The sequence below is a fragment of the Pseudomonas cerasi genome, assembly GCF_900074915.1.
In the GTDB taxonomy this organism is placed as follows: Bacteria; Pseudomonadota; Gammaproteobacteria; order Pseudomonadales; family Pseudomonadaceae; genus Aquipseudomonas; species Aquipseudomonas cerasi.
Genome location: NZ_LT222319.1, coordinates 2,840,278 through 2,862,038, shown reverse-complemented (window position 1 = coordinate 2,862,038; position 21,761 = coordinate 2,840,278). Strand labels below are relative to the sequence as shown.

Annotated in this window: 13 protein-coding genes and 2 pseudogenes; 9 read left to right on the top strand and 6 right to left on the bottom strand. The window is 56.1% G+C overall.

From position 1 onward, the window contains the following. Positions 1-72 precede the first annotated feature (72 nt). The 7 genes and pseudogenes from PCPL58_RS15460 (at position 73) to PCPL58_RS15435 (ending at position 10,074) form a co-directional block, all read left to right on the top strand. On the top strand, positions 73-1,503 hold the full coding sequence (locus tag PCPL58_RS15460; RefSeq protein WP_003371023.1) for an efflux transporter outer membrane subunit: 1,431 nt from the start codon (positions 73-75) through the stop codon (positions 1,501-1,503). Then, positions 1,500-2,603 (top strand): efflux RND transporter periplasmic adaptor subunit, encoded by a 1,104-nt coding sequence (locus PCPL58_RS15455; protein ID WP_065349828.1) that lies wholly within the window; start codon positions 1,500-1,502, stop codon positions 2,601-2,603. Before PCPL58_RS15460 ends, PCPL58_RS15455 begins: the two co-directional genes overlap by 4 nt. Continuing rightward, a complete protein-coding gene (locus tag PCPL58_RS15450; protein WP_065349827.1) occupies positions 2,600-5,632 on the top strand; it encodes an efflux RND transporter permease subunit in 3,033 nt (1,010 codons plus the stop codon). The genes PCPL58_RS15455 and PCPL58_RS15450 overlap by 4 nt, the downstream gene beginning before the upstream one ends. A gap of 470 nt (positions 5,633-6,102) precedes the next feature. Beyond that, a pseudogene (locus tag PCPL58_RS32675) lies at positions 6,103-6,873 on the top strand (MCP four helix bundle domain-containing protein); the annotation flags it as partial. Next, a complete protein-coding gene (locus PCPL58_RS32670) occupies positions 6,868-7,731 on the top strand; it encodes a methyl-accepting chemotaxis protein (RefSeq protein WP_374271030.1) in 864 nt (287 codons plus the stop codon). The pseudogene PCPL58_RS32675 and the gene PCPL58_RS32670, both read left to right, overlap by 6 nt. A 210-nt stretch (positions 7,732-7,941) precedes the next feature. Then, a pseudogene (locus tag PCPL58_RS32440) lies at positions 7,942-8,700 on the top strand (NUDIX hydrolase). A 195-nt stretch (positions 8,701-8,895) separates the two neighbouring features. Then, positions 8,896-10,074 carry a DUF2252 domain-containing protein gene (locus PCPL58_RS15435; RefSeq protein ID WP_032609567.1) on the top strand — a complete coding sequence of 393 codons (1,179 nt, stop codon included), beginning with the start codon at positions 8,896-8,898 and terminating at the stop codon, positions 10,072-10,074. Between the two features lie 124 nt (positions 10,075-10,198). Here PCPL58_RS15435 and tspO read toward each other — a convergent pair whose 3' ends face one another. Next, positions 10,199-10,639, bottom strand: coding sequence for a tryptophan-rich sensory protein TspO (tspO, locus tag PCPL58_RS15430; protein WP_003371008.1), 441 nt, complete (start codon positions 10,637-10,639; stop codon positions 10,199-10,201). A gap of 397 nt (positions 10,640-11,036) precedes the next feature. Here tspO and PCPL58_RS15425 point away from each other — a divergent pair, with 397 nt between their 5' ends. Continuing rightward, entirely contained in the window at positions 11,037-12,362 is a 1,326-nt protein-coding gene (locus tag PCPL58_RS15425; protein WP_054080912.1) for an NAD(P)/FAD-dependent oxidoreductase, read from the top strand. Between the two features lie 47 nt (positions 12,363-12,409). On the opposite strand, the gene PCPL58_RS15420 is transcribed toward PCPL58_RS15425, so the two are convergent. The 3 genes from PCPL58_RS15420 to istA all read right to left on the bottom strand — a co-directional run bounded on the left by PCPL58_RS15420 (position 12,410) and on the right by istA (position 16,367). Further along, positions 12,410-13,480, bottom strand: coding sequence for an alpha/beta fold hydrolase (locus PCPL58_RS15420; protein WP_065349825.1), 1,071 nt, complete (start codon positions 13,478-13,480; stop codon positions 12,410-12,412). 591 nt (positions 13,481-14,071) lie between these two features. Then, on the bottom strand, positions 14,072-14,875 hold the full coding sequence (gene istB / locus PCPL58_RS15415; RefSeq protein ID WP_031598096.1) for an IS21-like element ISPsy20 family helper ATPase IstB: 804 nt from the start codon (positions 14,873-14,875) through the stop codon (positions 14,072-14,074). Next, positions 14,868-16,367 carry an IS21-like element ISPsy20 family transposase gene (istA, locus tag PCPL58_RS15410; RefSeq protein WP_104685638.1) on the bottom strand — a complete coding sequence of 500 codons (1,500 nt, stop codon included), beginning with the start codon at positions 16,365-16,367 and terminating at the stop codon, positions 14,868-14,870. Before istA ends, istB begins: the two co-directional genes overlap by 8 nt. A 453-nt stretch (positions 16,368-16,820) precedes the next feature. On the opposite strand from istA, the gene PCPL58_RS32665 reads away from it, so the two are divergent. Continuing rightward, positions 16,821-17,270 carry a nitroreductase family protein gene (locus PCPL58_RS32665; RefSeq protein ID WP_414860608.1) on the top strand — a complete coding sequence of 150 codons (450 nt, stop codon included), beginning with the start codon at positions 16,821-16,823 and terminating at the stop codon, positions 17,268-17,270. Between the two features lie 1,747 nt (positions 17,271-19,017). On the opposite strand, the gene PCPL58_RS30935 is transcribed toward PCPL58_RS32665, so the two are convergent. Together PCPL58_RS30935 and PCPL58_RS15390 are read right to left on the bottom strand one after the other, a co-directional pair. Further along, a complete protein-coding gene (locus tag PCPL58_RS30935) occupies positions 19,018-19,794 on the bottom strand; it encodes a hypothetical protein (protein ID WP_157893908.1) in 777 nt (258 codons plus the stop codon). Between the two features lie 650 nt (positions 19,795-20,444). Then, complete coding sequence (locus PCPL58_RS15390; protein WP_065349821.1) at positions 20,445-21,761, bottom strand: zonular occludens toxin domain-containing protein; 1,317 nt, start codon at positions 21,759-21,761, stop codon at positions 20,445-20,447.

Here is a 21,761-nt window from a genome sequence, read left to right as displayed (position 1 = left end):
CCTGATCGCCCGGATCCCTGCGCCGTTGCCTTATCTCCAGACAACCACTGTTCCGGAACCTTCGAGAGCTTTATGTCGATTGGCAAACCTGCTGGCCACTTCCTGTTGTCGACGTTTCTGGTGTCGCTGCTGAGCGGCTGCACGCTAGGACCGGACTACCACTTGCCTGCGGTGGCGGTTGCCAGCAAGTGGCATGCGCCACTGCCCCATGACGCGTCGATGGTCGGGCTGCAGGATTGGTGGCAACAGTTCAATGACCCTGCGCTGGCAACCCTGTTGCGTCTGGCACAGGCAGACAGCCCGTCACTCGACAAGGCTCTTGCGCGCATTGCCCAGGCACGTGCAACGGTGGACGACAGCGTTGCCGACCGGCTGCCGCAAGTGAGCGGCGGTGTGAGCAAGTCACGCGCCGGCATCAGGCAGAGCGGGGTGCGCCAGAGCGGCAAGACCTCCGGCGCAACCCTCGATGCGTCCTGGGAACTGGACCTGTTCGGCAAACTGCGACGCACCGACGAGGCTTCACGCAATCTGCTCGAAGCACGTGTCAATGATTGGCATGACGCTCGCGTATCACTGGCCGCCGAGGTCGGTGATGACTTCGTGCAGTACCGCGGCTGCCAGATGCTGGTGAACGCTTACCGTGATCAGGCGCAATCCCAGGAGCAGACAGCACGTCTGACTCGCGTATCGTTTCAGGCCGGGTTTACCGCCGCCGCCGATTCATCGTTGAGCGACGCCAGTGCGGCGGCGAGCACTGCGACTCTCATCAAACAACAGAGCGAGTGCGACGTGCTGCTCAAGAGCCTGGTGGAGCTGACTGGCAGCGACGAGGAACAGGTACGAGAAGTGCTCAGCCATAACCCCGCGCGACTGCCGCAGCCTGCGTTGCTGGATGTACGGGAAATACCCGCCGATCTGGTGCGCCAGCGCCCGGACCTGGCGTCCAGCGAACGCGAACTGGCCGCAGCGAATGCGAAGATTGGCGCTGCCCAGGCTGATCGTCTGCCGAGCCTGAGCCTGGTTGGCTCGTTCGAAGTGGGGACCACCACCGGAGTATTCAGCCGCGATTGGAGCCTCGGCCCGCAACTGACTGTTCCGCTGTTCGATGCAGGCAAGCGCCGGGCGGCGGCAGATTCTGCGCGGGCGGATTATGACACGGCGCTGGCGACCTACCGGCAAACCCTGCGCACAGCGGTAATGGAGGTCGAGCAGGCGCTGGTGCGCCTGGACGCGGCGCGGCGCTCGCAAGCCAGCACGCAGCGGGCCAGCGACGGTTATCAAGCGTCGTTCGAGGCCACAGACCGCAACTGGCAGGCCGGTAATGCCAGCCTGCTGGACCGCGAAGAGGCTCGCCGCTCGGCGCTGTCGGCTGAAATCGAACTGATCAACGTGCAACAAAATCAGGTGCGCTACTGGATTGCCCTGTACAAGGCCCTGGGCGGTGGATGGCAGGACAGTCGCGAAGGTTTGGCCGGTGAAACACCGAAGCGGGGCGGCGCATGAGGAAGATACGCGTGTATGGGCTGCTGACGCTGGCAGTGCTGGGCGTTTCGGGCTGGCTATTGTTTGGCCGCGCAGAGCCGCCCCCGGCAGCCGCGGCCGCGCCGGCCACCAGCCTGACGGTCGAGGCGGTGCAACCGCGTCGCGAAGACTGGCCGCAGGAGCGTGTGGCCAGCGGTGCGCTCGCACCGTGGCAGGAAGCCGTGATCAGTGCCGAGACCGGAAGCTTGCGTATCGCCAGCCTGAAAGCTGATATCGGCGATCAGGTGAAGAAGGGCCAGGTTTTGGCGACCCTGGCCGATGACAGCGTGCTGGCCGAGGAAAACAAGCAGAAGTCGGCGGCCGCCCAGGCCTCTGCGCAACTGCAGGAAGCCCGCTCCAATGCCAGACGGGCGGCCTCGGTAGGGCAGAGCGGCGCCCTGTCCGAGCAGAAACTGGAAGAGTACCGGGTCAAGGTGCAGACCGCCGAAGCTGACTTGGCCTCGGCGAATGCCGATCTGCGCAGCATCCGGATCAAACTCACGCAGACGCGCATCGTCGCAGTGGATGACGGAATCATTTCCGGGCGCAAGGCCTTGCTTGGCGATGTGGTGTCGGCGGGCAGCGAAATGTTCAGAATGATCCGGGAGGGCCGCATCGAGTGGCAGGCGGAACTGGATGCCCAGCAACTGCCAGGCGTCAAGGCCGGGCAGCTCGCCCGTGTGAAGCTGCCCGGCGGTAATGAGGTCGAAGGGCACGTGCGGCTGGTCTCGCCAGTGCTTGACGGCAAGACCAGCAGGACGCTGGTCTACGTATCCCTGCCGACAGGGTCGATGGCCCGCTCCGGCATGTACGCCAGCGGTCGCATCGAACTGCCGTCCAGCCCGGCGCTGACGGTTCCGGACACCAGCGTGATCCTGCGCGACGGGCGCTCCTATGTGTTTGTACTGGGCAAGGACATGCGCGTCAGCCAGCAAGTGGTAGAGATCGGACGACGTCGTGGGTCGGCGCTGGAAATCCTCGGCGGCCTGGCAGAGCAGGCACAGATCGTCCGCAGCGGTGGGGCCTTTCTCAATGACGGGGCCAGCGTGACGCTGGTCAACGCCGAGGCCCGCGCGCAATGAATATCTCCGCGTTGTCGATTCGTTACCCGGTTCCGGCGGTCATGCTGTTTTTATTGCTGACCCTGTTTGGTTTCCTCGGATTCGAGCGTCTCGGCATCCAGGACTTTCCCGACACCGATCTGCCTGCTGTGGTCATCAGTGCCTCGCTGGAAGGGGCCGCCCCCGAGCAACTGGAAACCGAAGTCGCGCGCAAGCTCGAAGACAAGCTGACCTCGCTGCGCCTGCTCAAGCATGTCACCACGCAAATTACCGAAGGCAGTGTCCTCATCAATGTGATCTTCGACATCGACAAGGATGGCAACGAAGCCCTCAACGAAGTGCGCAATGCGGTGGACAGCGCTGCGGCTGAATTGCCAGCCAACCTCGACACGCCATCGGTAACCCGCCTGACCACCAACACTACGGCGTTGCTGACCTATGTGGTCGATGCGCCACGCATGGACGAAGAAGCGTTGTCATGGTTTGTCGACAACGAGCTGAGTAAACAGCTGCTGACCGTGCGTGGGGTCGCGAAGATCAGCCGGGTGGGCGGTGTGGACCGCGAAGTCCAGGTTGACCTTGATCCGGCGCTGATGGCCGGTCTGGGTCTGAGTGTGACGGACATTGCAGATCGTTTGCGGGCGATGCAGAAAGACAACTCCGGAGGGCAGGGCGATCTGGGCAGCGGTCAACAGGCGCTGCGTGTCCTCGGCGGTATTGACGACCCCGCAGCGCTGGGCGCTATCCGCATTCCCGTCAGCGATGGACGGATGCTCGCTGTGCAGCAGTTGGCCACCGTGCGCGATACCCATGCCGAGCGTACTACGCTGGCGTATCGCGATGGCAAACCGGTGATTGGCTTTCAGGTCATCCGCTCCCTGGGCTTTTCCGACGTCGGCGTGACCAGGGATTTGCGCCAGGCAGTCAGTGAGTTCGCCAGGCTGCACCCTGATGTGCGTATTGAAGAGGCGAGTAATGCCGTCGAGCCGGTGATGGAAAACTATCGTGGCTCCATGGCGCTGCTCTACGAAGGGATGTTACTGGCGGTGCTGGTGGTCTGGTGGTTCCTGCGTGACTGGCGGGCGACCGTTATCGTGGCCACGGCGCTGCCCTTGTCGATCATCCCGACCTTCGGCGTGATGTATTTTGCCGGTTTTAGCCTCAATACCGTATCGCTGCTGGCGCTGGCGTTGGTGATCGGCATTTTGGTCGACGATGCCATCGTTGAGGTCGAAAACATTGCGCGACACCTGCGCATGGGCAAAACCCCACGGCAGGCGGCAATCGAAGCGTCCGACGAGATCGGCCTTGCGGTATTGGCAACCACCGTGACCCTGGTCGCGGTATTCCTACCGACAGCTTTCATGGGCGTGATTTCCGGCAAACTGTTTCGCCAGTTCGGTGTGACCGCCAGCGCTGCGTTGATGTTTTCGTTACTGGTCGCCCGTCTTCTGACGCCGATGATGGCTGCGCACTTTCTCAAGGCGCGATCGCATGGCGAACACGACGGCGGTTTGATGAGGCGTTACCTGGGCTGGATTCACACCAGCCTGAGCCACCGCAAGACCACCATGGCCATTGTGGGCGCTCTATTTATAGGCTCGCTGGCGCTTATACCCTTGCTGCCAACCAGCTTTCTGCCTGCACAGGATATTGCCAGCAGCACCGTCAACCTGGAATTGCCGCCCGGCAGCAGTCTGGCGCAGACCGGCGAGATTGCCTTGCAGGCTGAGAAGCGTTTACGTGCGATCCCTGAAGTGGCCCACGTGTTCATCGCAGCGGGCAGCGGCGATGCCGGCAGTGCGGGTAATCGCAACGCGATACTGACCGTCGATCTGCTGCCGCGAGACCAGCGCGCCCTGAAACAATCCCAGGTGGAAGCGAGCATGCGTGAAAGTCTGCGCAGTTTACCTGGTGTGCGGGTGACGGTCGGTGGTTACGCCAGCGGCGAACGGCTGGACATCGTCCTCGCCAGCGATGATGGCGATTTACTGGAGCGTACCGCCGCCGCGCTTGAACCGCAGTTGCGCCAGATAAAGGGCATCGGCAACGTCACCTCAAGTGCTGCGGTGCAACGACCGGAAATCCAGATGCGCCCGGATGTTGTCCGCGCGGCAGAGCAGGGTGTCAGCAGTCAGGACATCGCCGACACCCTGCGCATGGCCACCTATGGTGAATACAGTTCGTCTCTGGGCAAGATCAATCTGTCCCAGCGCCAGGTCAATGTGCGGGTGCGCATGCAGCCGCAAGTACGTACCGACCTGCAGAGCCTCGCTCAGTTACGGGTCACGGGGCGTGATGGCCAGATCGCACTGGCGTCGCTGGGAGAGCTCAGCATGGGCAGCGGCCCCGCGCAGATTGATCGTATCGATCGCTTACGCAATATCACCCTGTCCATCGAACTCAATGGCAGCAATCTGGGCGAAGTGATGGAACAGGCCAGGCAAACGCCGGTCATGCAGAACCTGCCAGCGCAAGTAAAACTGGTGGAGCAGGGCGAGTTGCAGTTGATGAGCGAGTTGTTTGGCAACTTCAGTCTGGCGATGGCCGTTGGCGTATTCTGTATCTACGCGGTGCTGGTGTTGCTGTTCCATGACTTCATGCAGCCGCTGACCATCCTGTCGGCGCTCCCGCTATCGCTTGGTGGCGCACTGTTGGCACTGTTGATCGGCGGGATGAGTTTTTCCATGGCGTCAGTCATCGGTCTGCTGATGCTGATGGGGATCGTCACCAAGAACTCGATCCTGCTGGTGGAGTACGCAATCATGGCTCGCCGTGCGCCGACCGTAAGCCGCTACGAAGCGTTGATCGACGCCTGCCACAAACGCGCCCGGCCAATTCTCATGACCACCATTGCAATGGGCGCGGGCATGCTGCCGACCGCACTGGGATGGGGCGGCGAATCCGGTTTCCGTCAACCGATGGCGGTGGTCGTTATCGGCGGACTGTTGGCCTCAACCGTACTAAGCCTGTTGGTAGTGCCCGTTATCTTTACTTATATCGATGATGGCCATGAGAAACTTATAAAGTGGTTTCGCAGGCCTGGGTAAACAGTGTAATGCTGCCTCGGGGCTGGCTCCCTGACCGGAATAAGCACCAGAGAATACTTCGCATTCCGACATACTTCCTCCCTGGGTTCCACTGAGCGCACCCAGCGCATCAGTACCCGTTTTCATGCAGTCCCCCCTTTTTATCCAGTAACACCCCCGTGGCTATTCATAAAATCCGCTTCATGCCGATAAAGACAGGGAGCGCGAAAAGTCAAAGTGTCGTGAACAGCACTTTCTACCTCTCGCGGCCCGTAAAACTAACGGTCTTGGGCCAGATATCTACTAGGCTACGGCACGGTTAGTTTGTTGTAGGAAGCAGGTTCTGCCCTGGCACAGAGAGGGGATGGCCATTTCTGTAGTCCAACGAACCGCTTACAACAAAAGTACAAAACCACGCGTAACTACTTGCCTCTAGTGCAGTAGGGCTCTCGGACAGAAGTGACCCCTTACTTAACGATGATGGATAATCAATGAACCTGATAAATCGCACCAGTTTCGCTAAAAAACTCATGGCCGCGTTCATCGTTTGCGCCATGATCACGTTGGCTGTGGGTGGTTTGGGCATGCTCGGTATCAACCGGCTTTCCGATGCCCTTGAGCTGACGTTCTCGAATAATCTGGTTTCAGTGGCCAACACCAACGAGACGATGACCGCCCTGACCACTCATAACCGCGGGCTTTACCGTTTGCTCGATGCCAAGGACAAGGCCAAGGCGGAGAAAATGCGCCAAAGTATCAATGCCGAGCTGGAGCGTGCGCAGAAAGTCTATGCCATCTACCGCGCCACCCCATTGGAGGACGATGAACGCGCAGCGGGTGACCAGTACGACGCCTTGATGCCGGCCTACATGTCTGCTTCCCAGAACATCTTTGACCTGCAGCAGGCAGGCAAACTGGAAGACGCGCGCAATCGCCTCAACGCGATGGCGGACGGGGAGTTCAACAAGGCTCGCGGCTACCTGCAGATCATGATCGACTCCAACAAGCGCCAGATCAAAGAAGGTGCAGAGGCCGCTGACAGGCTGCAAAGCAACTCGGTATTCATGTTGACGGCGGGTATTGTCATCGCGTTTGTGGTGGCGATCATGTTGGGTATTCTGATCACTCGCATGATTACAGGACCACTGAGAAGCGCTATCGAAGTTGCACAACGTATTGCATCGGGTGACTTGACCCAGAGCGTTTCCAGCACCCGAGGCGATGAAGCGGGGCACCTGCTCAATGCGATCGGCACGATGCAGGGCAACTTGAAACGCACGATTCAGGAGATTTCCAGCGCGTCCGATCAACTTGCCTCCGCAGCCGAAGAGCTTGGCGCGGTCACCGAAGAAAGCACACGCGGCCTTACTCGACAAAATGACGAGATTCAACAGGCTGCAACGGCGGTAAACGAAATGACGGCTGCTGTTGAAGAGGTAGCCCGCAATGCAGTGTCTACCTCGGAGGAGTCCAAAGCACTGGCAACCGACGCCGCGAACGGTCGTGGCCAGGTGGATAACACCGTCAAGGGCATCGGCACAATGGTCAGGGAGATTACCGAGTCGACGGGGTCAGTGACCACGCTTGCCGGCCACGTCCGGGATATCAGCAAAGTGCTTGAGGTCATCCGCAGCATTGCGGAACAGACCAACCTGCTTGCGCTGAACGCCGCCATCGAGGCTGCACGCGCCGGTGAACAAGGCAGAGGGTTTGCTGTGGTAGCCGACGAAGTGCGCGCTCTGGCGCACCGCACCCAGGCTTCAACGGTGGAAATCGAAGGCATGATCGGTACCGTGCAGTCCGGTGCCGACGGTGCGGTCGCTGCAATGAGCAAAAGCCTGGCGACGGCCACCAACACCCAGGAACTCGCTCAGCGTGCCGGCAGCGCCCTGGAAAAAATCACCAGCGGCGTAGGCACCATCAACGAGCGCAACATGGTGATTGCCTCGGCGTCCGAAGAACAGGCCCAGGTCGCACGCGAAGTGGATCGCAACCTGGTCAACATTCAGGAGCTGAGCGCACAGTCTGCAGCGGGCGCTAATCAGACGAGTGCATCCAGTCAGGAACTGTCACGGCTGGCGATTTCGTTCAACACGATGGTTGCGCAGTTCAAGCTTTAACAGGCTTGTGCAGGTGTATTTCCGGTCTGATCGTCTGGACCGCTTTGACCGGGAATACACACTGCTTTCTCTTGTTCTTTTCTTGTTGACGGTCGACCTTGCCAGTTTGCAGAGGCGACTCGCTTAAGAGTGTCGACCAGCCGCGAGCATTCGCAAAGCTGCTCCCGCCTCATTACAATCCCGGCAGATAGACCAATCCAAAGGTGTACATTGGAATTCACACGGGACAGATTCAACGGGATCATTGTCAACGCGTCTTCATTGCCAAATGATCCGCAAGCGTTGCAAGACGCTGTCGACGCGCTAGTTATCCTCATCGAGAATGAGCGCCTGGCGCTGGCCTGGGTCACACTGCCCATCAGCAATGCCCAGAGTATTCCGATCTTCACCGCTGCCGGGTTCTCTTTCCATAGCTGTCTGACCGATCAACTTACTCTGGTGCGGCGCCCTTTAGATCAGGTATTCGTCCCGTTCATACCTACCCATACTGTCGGAGCGGGGGCCATCGTGATTAATGAAGCAGGGGAACTCCTTGTCGTGAAGGAGCGAGGCACCCAGGGGTTCAAGCTGCCGGGAGGGCACGTAGACAACGCTGAACGAATTCAGGATTCAATCGAACGCGAGGTGCTGGAGGAAACCGGGATCGAATCGAAGTTCTAATCCATTGTGGCGCTTACTACCAAACATCCCTACCAATTTGGCAAATCAAATATCCACTTCATCTGCCGAATGACGGCTCTGACGCAGCGCATAAACATCCTGGACACTGCCGAAATAGAAGAAGCCAAATGGGTAGCGTTGCAAGCCTACCTGGCAGACGACAGCAATAGCATGTCCAACCGACAGTTGCTAAAGGATGTCGCATTCAGCCAAGGTCTCGTTCCCACCGAGTATTCCGCCAATGTAGGAGCTCATAAAAAACAGGAGATTTTCACCACAACGGGTGATCAATCGGAAACGCTGCTTTAAGGTCTGTGGCAATTCATGCGGATTGAACTGCCCACGGACACCGCAAAATTAGCGCATTGCACGCGTTCCGGAATGGAGCGGGGTAGCCTGAGTCGGGCTGGGCAGCAAATGGAGACTACTGATCAAATTTGAAATATCTTGAAACATTCGTGTCACATGAAGAGTCAATGGAATAACCCTCTTCAAGGTTTTCCGATGAAAACGCCTCGCCCGAACACACGTCTCAAATCCCTCATCAATCTGCGCAATCTAAAAATGGCGCGGTCTGCGCACGCGTTCGTTCGAGGCAATACCGCCCAGTTCTATGAGTGGCTTCACAGCCAGTCGGGTAGGCGTCTGCCCAGCGGTCCGCCGGTCTGGATCTGTGGCGATTGTCACGCCGGCAATCTGGGGCCCACAGGGGATTCGAGAGGGCGCATCGACATGCATATCCGCGATCTCGATCAGGCCGTCATCGGTAATCCTGCCCATGACCTGGTGAGGCTGGGGTTGTCGTTGGCGACGGCTGCTCGTGGCTCGGACTTGCCCGGCGTTACCACGGCAAGAATGCTGGAAGAGATGATGCAGGGCTACGAAGAAGCTTTTTTGGGCGACGACGATGAAGAGCCTGATCGCCCTGCGCAAGTGAAAGCCGGAATGCGTAGCGCGGTACAACGTACGTGGAAGCACCTTGCCAAGGAGCGCTTCGAAGGTACGCAGCCGACCATTCCGTTGGGTAAGCATTTCTGGCAACTGTCACGCGCGGAACGCGATGCAATCAAGGAGCTTTGTGAAACGCCGGAGATTCATGCGCTGGTGACATCGCTCAAAGGCAGGTCGCAGGATGACCGTGTGCGCTTACTCGACTCCGCCTATTGGGTAAAAGGATGCAGCTCTCTGGGGCTGCTTCGCTATGCGGTGCTGATGGGTGTTGGCGATGAAGAGGATGAAGAGTTCTGCCTGCTCGACGTCAAGGAAGCCGTCGCAGCGGCGGCCCCCCGTACGGCAAGGGCTCGCATGCCCAGAGACAATGGCAAACGGGTAGTGGAGGGCGCCCGGAACCTGTCGCCCGGCCTGGGCAGCCGAATGGTTGCCGTACGAATGCTGGATCATTCGTTCTTCATACGTGAGCTGCTTCCTCAGGACATGAAGCTGGAACTGGATGAGCTCACCGAGCAAGAGGCCATGCAGGCCGCAGCGTATCTCGCAAAAGTGGTTGGTAACGCCCACGCCAGACAGATGGATCTGGCCACACGTGCGGCGTGGATCCGGGATCTGCAAAGCAATCGCTCCGAGACCCTGGACGCTCCCTCCTGGCTATGGTCAAGCGTCGTTCAACTGGTCGGCAGTCACGAGCAAGGCTACCTTGAGCACTGTCGGCGCTACGCGCTGTAGCGCCTTGTGAATTGAGCGGAACAGATTAACTGCCGATGCTGGCCGTCCTTGGCTTACATGAATCAGTTAATCAATATTCTGCTCAAACTCGCCGGGGAAGCATAAGGAAGTCAGCGCCAGGCACTTATCGGTTGTGGCGCAGAATGGAGAAGTTCAGCGCCGCTGCCACCGAGAGCCAGACCAGGTAGGGAAACAAAATCAGCCCGGTGATGATGTCCAGTTGCAAGGCCATCACGATCATCGCGGCAACCACGACCCACAGCAGAACCAGAATCACCATCGCAGCAACCAGACGGTTCGCGCCAAAAAACACCGGCGTCCACAACGTGTTAAGCGCTATTTGAGCGGCCCACAAGGCCAGTACGATCTCGCTGCCGGGGATCAGCGTCAAGCGATAGCCCGCCCAGGCGAGAAGCAGATAAATCGTCGTCCACGCCACCGGAAACGCCCAGTCAGGCGGGGTAAAGCTCGGTTTCTTAAGAGATTCGTACCATGCTCCTGGCTTGAAGATGATGCCGGTTGCTCCGGCGGCGCAGCAGGCTAAAAGGAAAATGAAGAAGGTCATGGGTTGTCCTGAGTCGAGGGCTTATGAGGCTGATCGGTGGTAGCGATACCCAGGTTGGACGCCTTTGTGTTGAAAAGGTCCGTTTTTTTGATGTGAGGGTCAGAGCGAAGAAGAGAGGCGTGCCCTCTGCTTGACGCCTTGGAAAGCGCTGTTGCCGAATTGTAAAGCCCACCTCGGCGCCTCGATAAAGTCTGCCGAAGCGTGCCGTTTAAACGGTGGTTTCTACCAGGTAGCCCCGCGTTTAAGCGCTTATTGACGGCCTTATGGTGGTGTAATAAACCCTTGATGGCCAGATGCCCGTCAGACCACGGTGGTCTGCGCTTTATCGGAGGACTGGCTGGACGGGTCGGGCTTTAGCAACAGGTCACTCTTCTGAACTCACGTGGATAACCAGAACATGCCAGCACCTTTAACTCCCGTGCATACCTCTGCAGATCTGCCGGCGGAGGCCGATGTGGTTGTGATCGGCGGCGGTATCATCGGCGCGTTTACCGCCTATTACCTTGCCAAGCGCGGCATGAAGGTCGCGCTGGTTGAAAAGGGCCGCATAGGCGCCGAGCAGTCAAGCCGTAACTGGGGATGGTGCCGTCAGCAGAATCGCGATGCGCGTGAATTACCGATGGCCACCAAAAGCCTGGAACTGTGGGAGCAATTCGCCGAGCAATCCGGTGAACAGACCGGCTTTACGCGGTGCGGCTTGCTCTACCTGAGCAACAACGACCAGGAGCTGGAAGGGTGGGCGCGCTGGGGCGAGTTTGCGCGCACTGTCAACGTGCAGACCCAGATGCTCACCGCCGAGCAGGCTGCCGAACGGGGCAGGGCGACTGGCAAGCTATGGAAAGGTGGGGTGTTTGCGCCCACCGATGGCATTGCCGACCCTTCCCGCGCAGCCCCCGCAGTCGCGCGCGCGATCATGGCACTGGGCAGTAGCGTGCATCAGGACTGCGCCGTGCGGGGCGTCGAGACCGAAGGCGGTCGCTTGTCGGCAGTCGTCACCGAAAAAGGCACCATCCGCACCCGGCTCGCGGTGCTTGCCGCAGGCGCTTGGGCATCTTCGTTCTGCCGCCAGTATGGTATTCGCTTCCCGCAAGCGACGATTCGTCAGACCGTGCTTTCGGTCACCGCCCCGAGCCAGGAAATTCCCAGTGCGCTGCATACCACCGGCGCGTCCATGACCCGCCGCTTTGATGGCAGTTACACGCTGGCGATCAGTGGCCGGGGTCGAGTCGATATCACGCCGCAGTTGCTGAGGTTCTCTACGCAATTCCTGCCAATGTTTCAGCGTCGCTGGCGCAACCTTGCACCTGGGGGGCTGGAAGGCTGGCAGGCTGGCCACGAAAGCTTGAAGCGCTGGCGCCTGGACCAGCCCACGCCGATGGAGAGAATGCGCATTCTCGATCCAAGCGCTGACGCCTCCGCAGTTGCGCTGACTTACAAGCGCGCGGTGGAATTGGTGCCGGCACTGCAGGGTACGTCGATCAAGGCGTCCTGGGCCGGTTACGTGGACAGTACGCCGGACGGCGTTCCCGGTATCGGCGAAATGTCCAGCCTGCCGGGGTTGGTGATCGCGGCCGGGTTCAGCGGGCATGGCTTTGGTATTGGCCCCGGCGCGGGTCATCTTATTGCCGATATTGTCAGTGGTGTGAGCCCCATTGTAGACCCGCGTCCTTATCACCCTGACCGCTTTCAAACGTCCGCCTGGGGCAAGGTGGCGGACTTTTGAGCTGAAGCCGTTTTGTTGAAAACGTTTGGCCGGGGTAAGCGGGTCGTCTATTTCGCCTTTTCAGTCTCAAGCATGAACTGCCCGAGCTCCTTGCTATAAAACTTTGCCATGCTCGTGGTGCCGTGACCACGGGTGTCGGCACTGGCGGGGATAAGTAATAGCCGTGCGTGCTTGAGTTCTTTCATCGAGGCCTGCATCAGGCCTGTTTCCGGCGGGATGCGCTCATCGTCCGCTGAGTTGATGGCCAGCACCGGAGCTTGAATTTTTTTCAGACCGGGGGCTGCGTTGAAGTCGGCGGAAGATTGCCATTGGTAGATGAAGTCATTGGCGTCGGCGGTTTGTGCAGCGCTGAGGCGTTCATCCACCAGCTTATCGGCCTGAGCGCGGGTCGGGGCAGCCGCCTGATACGCCAGAGTACCGCCGCTGGTACCGATGCTGAACATCGCGTTGGCCAAGCGTAGGGACGGCGGTTGCGCGCTGTAGTTGCCGTTGTTCCAGGCCGGATCCTGCTTGATTGACTCGACCAGCAATCGGCGCATCATCCAGTTGCGGGATGACATTTCGGTGGGTTGGGAAGCCATGGGCACCAGTGCGTCCATCATCTGCGGCCAGTTCTGGCCCCACATCCAGGTTTGCATGCCGCCCATGGAGTTACCGATGATCAGCCTCAGGTGCTTGATACCCAGACCTTCGGTGACCAACCGATACTGGGCTTGAACCATGTCGTTGTAGTTGTACGCCGGAAACCGAGTGCGCAAGCCATCCGATGGTTTGCTGGACTGGCCCACGCCGATGCCATCGGTGGAAATGATGTAGTACTTGCTGGCGTCCAGCGGTTGACCAGGGCCAAACAGCTCCCCGCCAAAATCCTTGCTCAGCATATCGCTGCCTGGCCGATAGGTGCCGTGCAGAAAGAGGATGGCGGGATTTTTGGGATTGCCAAGGGTGATGTAGTGCAGTTTGAGGTTGGCGAGTTTTTCACCGGTATGGAAGGTGAACTGCGGTGCAACCCAATCGCCCTCGGTCGCAGCGGGTAACGGCGCGGCACTGACGGCAGAGCCGAGTAAGGCCAGAGAAAACAACAGCCCGATCGTGGGACGTGAAATGAGTCTATGCATGGGTATGTCCTATTATTTTTGTTTTAGGAGGTCCTGCGCTTCAATGCTTGCAGGAGATTGATCAGTTGGCTAATCCTCAGAGCGAGGGCAGCATGGCGCAACGTCGCCGGGTCTCAATACGGGGATCTTTGTTCCCGTCCTGCATTGTATTTTTGTCATGGCGTCATGGGTGTTGGAGAGATGATCTGCCAACGATCAGATAATGTTAAGTTAATTTTTATATAACATTATTTAACATAGCAATAGGCTGCGCGCTTTCGGAAGGCCTCAGCCGGGCAGGGGGCCGATGCAGGATCTCGTTGAATTTGCCCAACGGCTCACTGCTGTCGGCTCAATCACGATATGGGGTTACCCTGAAGAGCGGGTAAAAAGGCGGGGATTTGAAACAGCTCAGGCCTTAGGTCATGTGGCCCAACTGCCATCAATATCTTGTTGGCGCTGATTGAAAACTGACCCACCCTGCCGATTGAAAATTGACCCAGGACGGATTGCTGATTTTTGCCCCAGCAATTGTGGATAAGCTTAGCAGCAGTGTTCCGATTGAAGACGCATCAAGCCCCACCGCATGCAGCAGGGCATTTATGGTGCGGATCAAAATGGCTCATCGTCCTCGATATCATTTCCGTCCTTTCGCTTTCGTTCGCGTGTTTTGATCTTTGTCTGGGCAGCCAATGTGCTGTGTTGTAGGCGGTAGGACTCGTTGCCCGTTTCGACGATGTGGCAGTGGTGTGTCAGCCGATCCAGCAACGCGGTGGTCATCTTGGCGTCGCCAAACACACTCGACCATTCCGAGAAGCTCAGGTTGGTGGTGATGACCACGCTGGTGTGTTCGTACAGTTTGGACAGCAGGTGAAATAACAGGGCGCCACCGCTTTGGCTGAAGGGCAAATATCCGAGTTCATCCAGTATCACCAGGTCTGTGCGCAGCAGTGCCTGGGCGATTCGCCCTGCCTTGCCATCGTACTTCTCACGCTCCAGCAGATTCACCAGATCCACCGTGGAAAAGAAGCGCACGCGTTTGTTGTAGGCCGTGATTCCGGATACAGCCAAGGCACTGGCCAGGTGTGTTTTCCCGGTGCCAGGGCCGCCGATGAACACGACATTCTGCGCGGTTTCAGTGAACGCCAAGCTGGATAGATCGCTGACCAGCCGGGCATCAGCGCTGGAAGCGCTGAAGTCAAAGCCAGCTAAGTCACGGTGCATGGGGAGTTTTGCCATGTTCATCTGATGATTCACCGAGCGCACCGCGCGATCCGCATGTTCCTGCTGAAGCAGATGTTCCAGCAGCCATTTCGATGAAGCCGTCGACGCTGTTCCTTGAGAGACCAGTTCTTCCCAAGCACTGGCCATGCCGTGCAGGCGCAGTTCTTTGAGTTCAGTCATTAGGTCACGCATTGCGATTCTCCTCATCGGTCGTACGGAGCCGGTCGTAGCGTGCTGTATTGGCAACCGGCGCCACTTTGAGTTGCAGGCTGGTTTCTACACAGGGAGGTGGTGCGGTGGAGGTCAGGCGGGCAACGACATTGAGGATGTGATCGGCGCTCAGACTTCCCGATTCAAGTACCAGCTCCACCGCCACCAGCACTGGTTCGAGACCGGCGATGGGCACAGCAGCCAGTACCTGCATCATGATTCGATCACCGTTGGTGTGACGCCTCAGTCCGCGTTTAAGAAGCTGTAACGGTTTTGGCAGATCAGCAAATGGAGCGCCATTGCGCAGTGCACCAGGCTTGCGTTCGATGAGTGGGATGTAGTGCTGCCAGTCAAAACCGATCTGATCTCGATCAAAGAGGCGCTCGTGACTGGCGATCACCGTTTCGTCGGCAATGACCACGATTCGCGAAGGGTACAAACGGCTGCTGACCCATTGATCCACACGCTCGCAAGGCACCGAATAACGATTGCGCGCCACGCTGATCAGGCAGGTGCTAGAGACACGGACGGTGCGTTCCACGTAGCCATCAAAGGCCGTCGGCATCGGCATCATTTCAGCCTGCTCCAGCTCCAGGGCTTCTGCCACCGTCAAACCGTTGTACTGCGGATGTACAAGTTCAGCCCAGAGCGTACGACAGCGTTGGCCGAGCCAGACGTTCAGCTCCTCGAAGGTATGGAACATGCAATTTTGAGCATCGAGCCAGATTCGCCTCCGGCTGTCTTGCACGTTCTTTTCGACGATGCCTTTCTCCCAGCCAGAGGCCACGTTGCAGAAGTCCGGATCGAACAGATAGTGCGCGCACATCACGGAAAACCGGGCATTGACCGTGCGGCCTTTGCCTTTGTTAACCTTGTCGACAGCCGTTTTCATGTTGTCGTAGATGCCGCGACGTGGCACGCCACCCAACGCTCCAAACGAACGTGTATGGGCATCAAACAGCATCTCGTGGCCTTGACTGGGGTACGCAACCAACCAGAACGCGCGACTTGCGCACAGCTTCATATGGGAGACCTGGATACGTCGAAACAGGCCACCGATCAGCAGGCCTTCTTCGCTCCAGTCAAACTGAAAGGCCTCACCGAGGGCAAAAGTCAGCGGTACAAAAGCGCGTACAGACTTGCCTTGCTCGCACCGCCAAGAGCGGACAAACGCCGTGAGCTGGCTGTAACCGCCGTCATAACCCTCGGCCTTGATCTGCTCAAAAAGTGCCTTGGCGCTCCTACGGTTGTGTTTTGGCCGGAACGAATCAGCCTTGAGCGCCTGCTCTAAGGTCTCGTGAAAAGGGTTGAGCTTATTGAAGGATGCGCACCGTTGGTACGCCGGTTGATTGGCTTCGGGCGCTCTGACCCATTTTCGGATGGTGTTTCTCGACAGCCCGGTACGCTTGGCTATCTGATGCAGCGAGAGCTTGTCGCGGAAGTACATCCGCCGGATTTTTCCCAACATTTCCATGCTGATCACCCTGTGTTCTCCTGCTCAAAAAGTGAGCAGAAGCAGTTGAACACCTGGGTCAGTTTTCAGTCGGCAGAACAGCCTCTACTGGGTCAGTTTTCGGTCAGCGGCAACACACTTGGCACCTCTGGATCCGGCCGGCACCCCTGATTTGTCTCACGGGTTTCTATTCACGGCCAATCGACGGGCCATATCCCACCAACTGATCTCGGTCGACCTGATCGTGAAACCCAGGAAATTAGGGTGCCTGAACTCAACCATGGGTGCTGGAGGCAAGAGTAACGACTCAAGCAAGTTATCTAGCCCTCTGTGCGTTCAAAGGATCGGCGATCCAGGACGCCGTATCAGCGTCAAATCCATCCGCGCAGAAGTCTAGGTTAGGCCAATAGTTCTGGTACACCTCATAGTCGAGTCCGACGGCGTCTGCGCGGTTCTGGGCATTTATAACGTACCATGCGCGGTACATCCTGCTCTTCCAGTCAGCTTCATTCACCAACAGCAGCGCGGTGTCCCATGACCAACCGTCTTTCATCAGGGTGGTCACGAAGTATTCTGCTGCGGCATTTGCACAGCCAGCGTCGAGCGCAATCATCCTGTCTAGGATCGAATAAGAGATACCCATCGCCTGAAAGATGGATACCCCTTGAGAGCCTATTGCTGGGCACGATCGACTCCGCATTGGCCGCTCAGAATGCCGTGGTCGCGCTGGAGTCTCTAGGTCTCGGGAGTGTCTACATCGGCGCCATCCGAAACGATATTGAAGGCGTGGCCAAGGAGCTGGGCCTTCCACCGCAGGTCTATCCGGTTTTCGGTCTCTGCGTAGGGTATCCATCTGCCGAGCGACCAGCACAGGTGGCTGAGAACACCCGTTGCAAGAGAAACACGATATCCCGTTCCTGGTAAGGGCCTGGCTCAGGGCGAATCAACGTGCTGGTCGAAAACCCGGAATTACCTTGGCCACGACTGGGCATGTAATGCAGACTTTCGCAGAACACAACAAAGCTGCACCAGTCGTTAAACCTTTAGTGCGCCAGCTTGGCCAAGACGCCGACCCAATCCGCAACGCGCCAGGATGCTCGGTTGACGGGAATCGGCTCAGTTGTGAACCTAGCTTTAGGCGCGTGCTACGCTTTCACGAGCTTGACTTCCCGCTGTTATCTACAGAAGCACACCCGAACTGGACTGGAGCGCTAAGAACATGAGTCGCAGGTGGTCAAACCTAAGCCAGGCCATGGCTGCCTACAAGCCATCTGCCACAGGCATCTCTCTTTCAGTCCGTAACCTTTATTCCTCCGTGCTGCAGTCTTCGATTGATTGCGGTTTTGGCGCCGATCAGGTGAAAATCATCTGGCGAACCGCCAGCCAAGCGTACTTAGTCGGTGAGATATCATTGGCGTTCGAAAGTGTTATCAAAGAGCTGCAGTCGACAAGCATCTTCAACGCTAGCAATTTAAGTTGGTACTCTGCCGCTTCCACTCGATGTACTTCAAGGGCCGGGCTCTGTAGCGATCAGAACGTTGGCTCATCTAAAAGCGCGAGATGATGCAAAACCACCTGTCTGGATTCTTGATACCGGGCTCCCCGAATTCCGTTTCTGTTTAAATCCCCCAGCAGCGCCGTGGGTCAACTTTACGTATGCGCTTCTAGATAAGCTCGTCAAAGACGAGCTACTAAAGGATTCGTTTCGTGGCAAGCTATTCGCACGAGACCTTGGTCTGTAATCTCATCAGGCCATGGACACGCCTTATGGCAAGGCATTAGAACCTATTGTCTGTACTGAATCTAATGGCACAAATCCAACTACATTCGGCTGGAGAGCCATGCACAATAATACCTCGCATCTCATTAGTTAATATAATTATTCAAACGACCAAAAGGATTTGAGCGCAATACTCCTGCCTGTACCAAATCAATGTAGCAAGAATTACACCAACTCACAATCATACCAGCACGTGGAACATTATTATCTTTGCCGGGGCGAAGTATGAGATATGGCCGCCATAGACTGCATGATCGAGAATATATCCTCGTCCTGGCCCACTGGGCCGGTGGACTCAAGCAATATTGGTAGAACGATTCGGCATCTGATGCATCTAGATCCGCGGGGCTCTTACCAGCGATTAGAACAGACCACAATGTCAGTTTCTCGAATGCTCGAAGTTTCAGGTAGTTCGGCCTGGTGTCAACCAAAGAGCAAAACAATGATGCTCCTGCCGAACACAGTTCTTTGCAAGAAGTGTTATTATAAGAAGCCAATAAAAATATTAAAACATTTTTAGGCAGCGGCTTGATGGTATTCTTATTAACAAGGTACAACGGGACTGGCACGGCGGATGCGTCAAAATCAACCTCCATAGATTGCTGATAAAAATGATCGATAGCAGAAAAAGAAGATTGCTTGTTTGTTAGTCTTATCTGATGCTTTTCTCTCCTGCTTTTGCAATCTATCTGAACCTTCCCTGACGAGTCACGGCATCGGATGCACCCTTCTTGGGAGAGTTTTAAAAGCCTGGTCGGAGATAAACCATCTGTATCAAAATTCGGAATATACGCTGAGGAGTACTTTGTAGCTCGACGATGGAACAGCGGATTAATTTCATCAGGTGAGGGGTAGGGCGGCAACTTAGAAATATTTCTCCACCTGAAAAAACTATTCAATGTAAGCCTCAGGCATTTCACCTGAGATAGACCCTTGCGGCGTGATGACTTTAAAGCTTGCATTTTTTCTATCTGAAAAATCAAAGCAATCCATGGTAAGACAGTCAGCACATTCCTTTAAAGGGATCTTTAGATAAAACGAAGTAGCGAACAGGAATAACCCAAGCTCTAAACTTGCCTTGCCGTTCGTTTTTTGTTTGAGTTTCCCCAGATATTGGTCGCACAAATGCTCGGCTTCATTGCAGCGACATGTATCCTCTCGAAGAGTCTTAGGATGGCGACGAGAGCAAAGCACTAGACCAATTGATTCAGAGTATAACTTAAAAAACCTGTTGATCACGCGCCGAACACCATCCGAGCGTAAGGGGGTGTGAAATGGGTGCCATTCCGGATTGGGTTTTAGAACGGAATCTATTTTTACAAACCTGTTTGTAAGTTTGGATATCCATGATTTAGGAGGACTGCTGCAGAAATCCAAAAAATTTTGCACGTCGTTATTAGTTATCTCCGCAAGAGGCTTCATTGCAACGATGAAACTCCAAAGCAAAAATCTTTCTAATACTGCTAAATTCCAACGAGTATCGCTAGGCGAAACTCTGATGGATTTTCCGCAATCTGTCATAAAGGTATAGCTTTCTTGAGCCCGCAAAACCGGCGGAAGACTCTGGAGGTAAACGGTCACCAGCTCTTTTTCTGCACAAGATCGTGCGCCTGCACCTGCGGCAGGCGAGTCAGGGTGCGTCAGTAAAGGATGAAACCTCAGACCCATCAGTACGTCCCAAATGCGGCCAAGCTATCGAGATAGGATGACAGTGTTGAGCCTTAGAGATCCCAATGTCTGAAATTTATACAATGGATCCTTTGAAAGCAACCATCTGAGCTGCACAAATCGCACGTAGGATTTTTCGTCCGATTTACTTTAGTCAACGGCCCGGGGTTTAGGGAAGGCCTGCGATTGTTTTACGAAAATAATCTGCCAAAAAACAAGGCGTTCCGTTGATTCTGGGATTGCTGGATTCTGTTCTCCAATTAACTTTCGCCGGGCAGTGCTAAGGAGACAAATTTGCTTGCTGTCACCGATACCAGAAATCAGGGGCTTGTGGCGGGCTTTCTCCGATTTATGACCAGAGTGTAGGAAGCTGGTAAATTGAGATAGTACAACAGGTGTATGACCCAAGTGATTGCTGTGCAAAGTTTTCCGATTAACTAGCTCACGTTTCCAATTAAACAGTGGGGGTCACAGTAAGGGTTGGTGAAAGCGGCTACACATGGACAGACATAGAAATACACATAATTTAACATAATATACATTATGCGTACCTCTGGAATTCACCTCGGGATCGAGGTACAGTCCTTTTAATCACTAAAAAGCATAACTCAACTAAATTACCGTTTAGTCGAGTTATAACAGGCTGGCTGTCAATTGATGGTTCGTGGCGTGCGACTGCTGTCAGCAACCACGGTGAAACTGGCGCCTTTCGAGGCTGGCGTTTGTACACCTGGGGTTGATGTCGACGGATGAGAAGATGAAGGATTGGGTCCAGCGGCGGCGGCTCGTCGCTCTGCACCGAGCCACTTCTCGCCACCGCCGCTGGACGATGAGCCAAGACAGGCAACGGTACGTTGCTCGCCATGGTAATGCAGTTCAGCCACGCAGCCGCCATGCGGAAAGATGGCGTAACCGGCAGCGAGCATATCGCGTGTGGTTTGAGTAAAAGAACGGTCACCTTTGGATAGCTCAAAAACGAATATAGTGCCGCGAGTCTCGCTGGTGATACTTCCCTTAATGACTATCTCATAACTTCCAAAAGGATCAGAGGTTACGCTAGGAAGTGGCACAACTTGCTTATTAGGTAAAATATCAGGAGCCAAGTTAGGAGCTTTAGCAGGACCTTGAGGAACAGGAGCTTGAGAAACCGGCGCAACGGGCTTAGGAGATCCCACAGATAACGGATTGCTGAAAGCATTAGCCCCGTTACGCCAGTAAATAGTGCCGAAAATAGCAACCAGTACTCCGACGAGAATAACAACGCGAGGCGATGCGAGCGCGTTTTTGCCCGCCATGGTGTCGCGATGTTGGCCGGTTGCTGTTGAGTCGTAGAGCTGGAAGACTCGTTTGTCAATTTTTCTGAGTGCAACGATGTTTGATCCATCGGTAGGTGCCCTATTCTCTTGAGCTGAATGCATGGCCTCCTTGTAGTCTTTGGCAACAAGGAATTTGAGCCATTTACCAAGCAGCATCAGGTTAGAGTGCTGATAAGCGGCCTCAGAAGTCTGACGAATATCGGTGTGAACATACTTAATATTCGGCGTAGTAAGGATGATGTCCCAGTTCCAGTGACGGTGGCGTGTCCAAGCATCAAGAAAGTTCATGGGACGATCAGCAGCCTTGGCTGCATCCATACCTTCAGGATAGTCGTAACGCTCAACCCATTTATCTGTCCACTTTTGAGGAAACAGGGTTTGAGCCTCATCAAAGATCATAAAGGCGTTTCGAGGCACCCAATGGAACCAAGTTCTAATTCGTTCCATGCCTTCTTGGGACTCGTGATCGATGTATAGAAGATCAAAAGTATCAGGAAGATCAGGAAACAAGCTGTGGAACTTTTCACTAGACATACCCCGTATATTTGTGACGATCAATCGTCCAGCTTTGGCAGCGGGAACAGCGTCATCCCAGACAGCACCGGACGTTTTATATGATCCATTGGGACCGTGATGAATTTTGATGGCCAT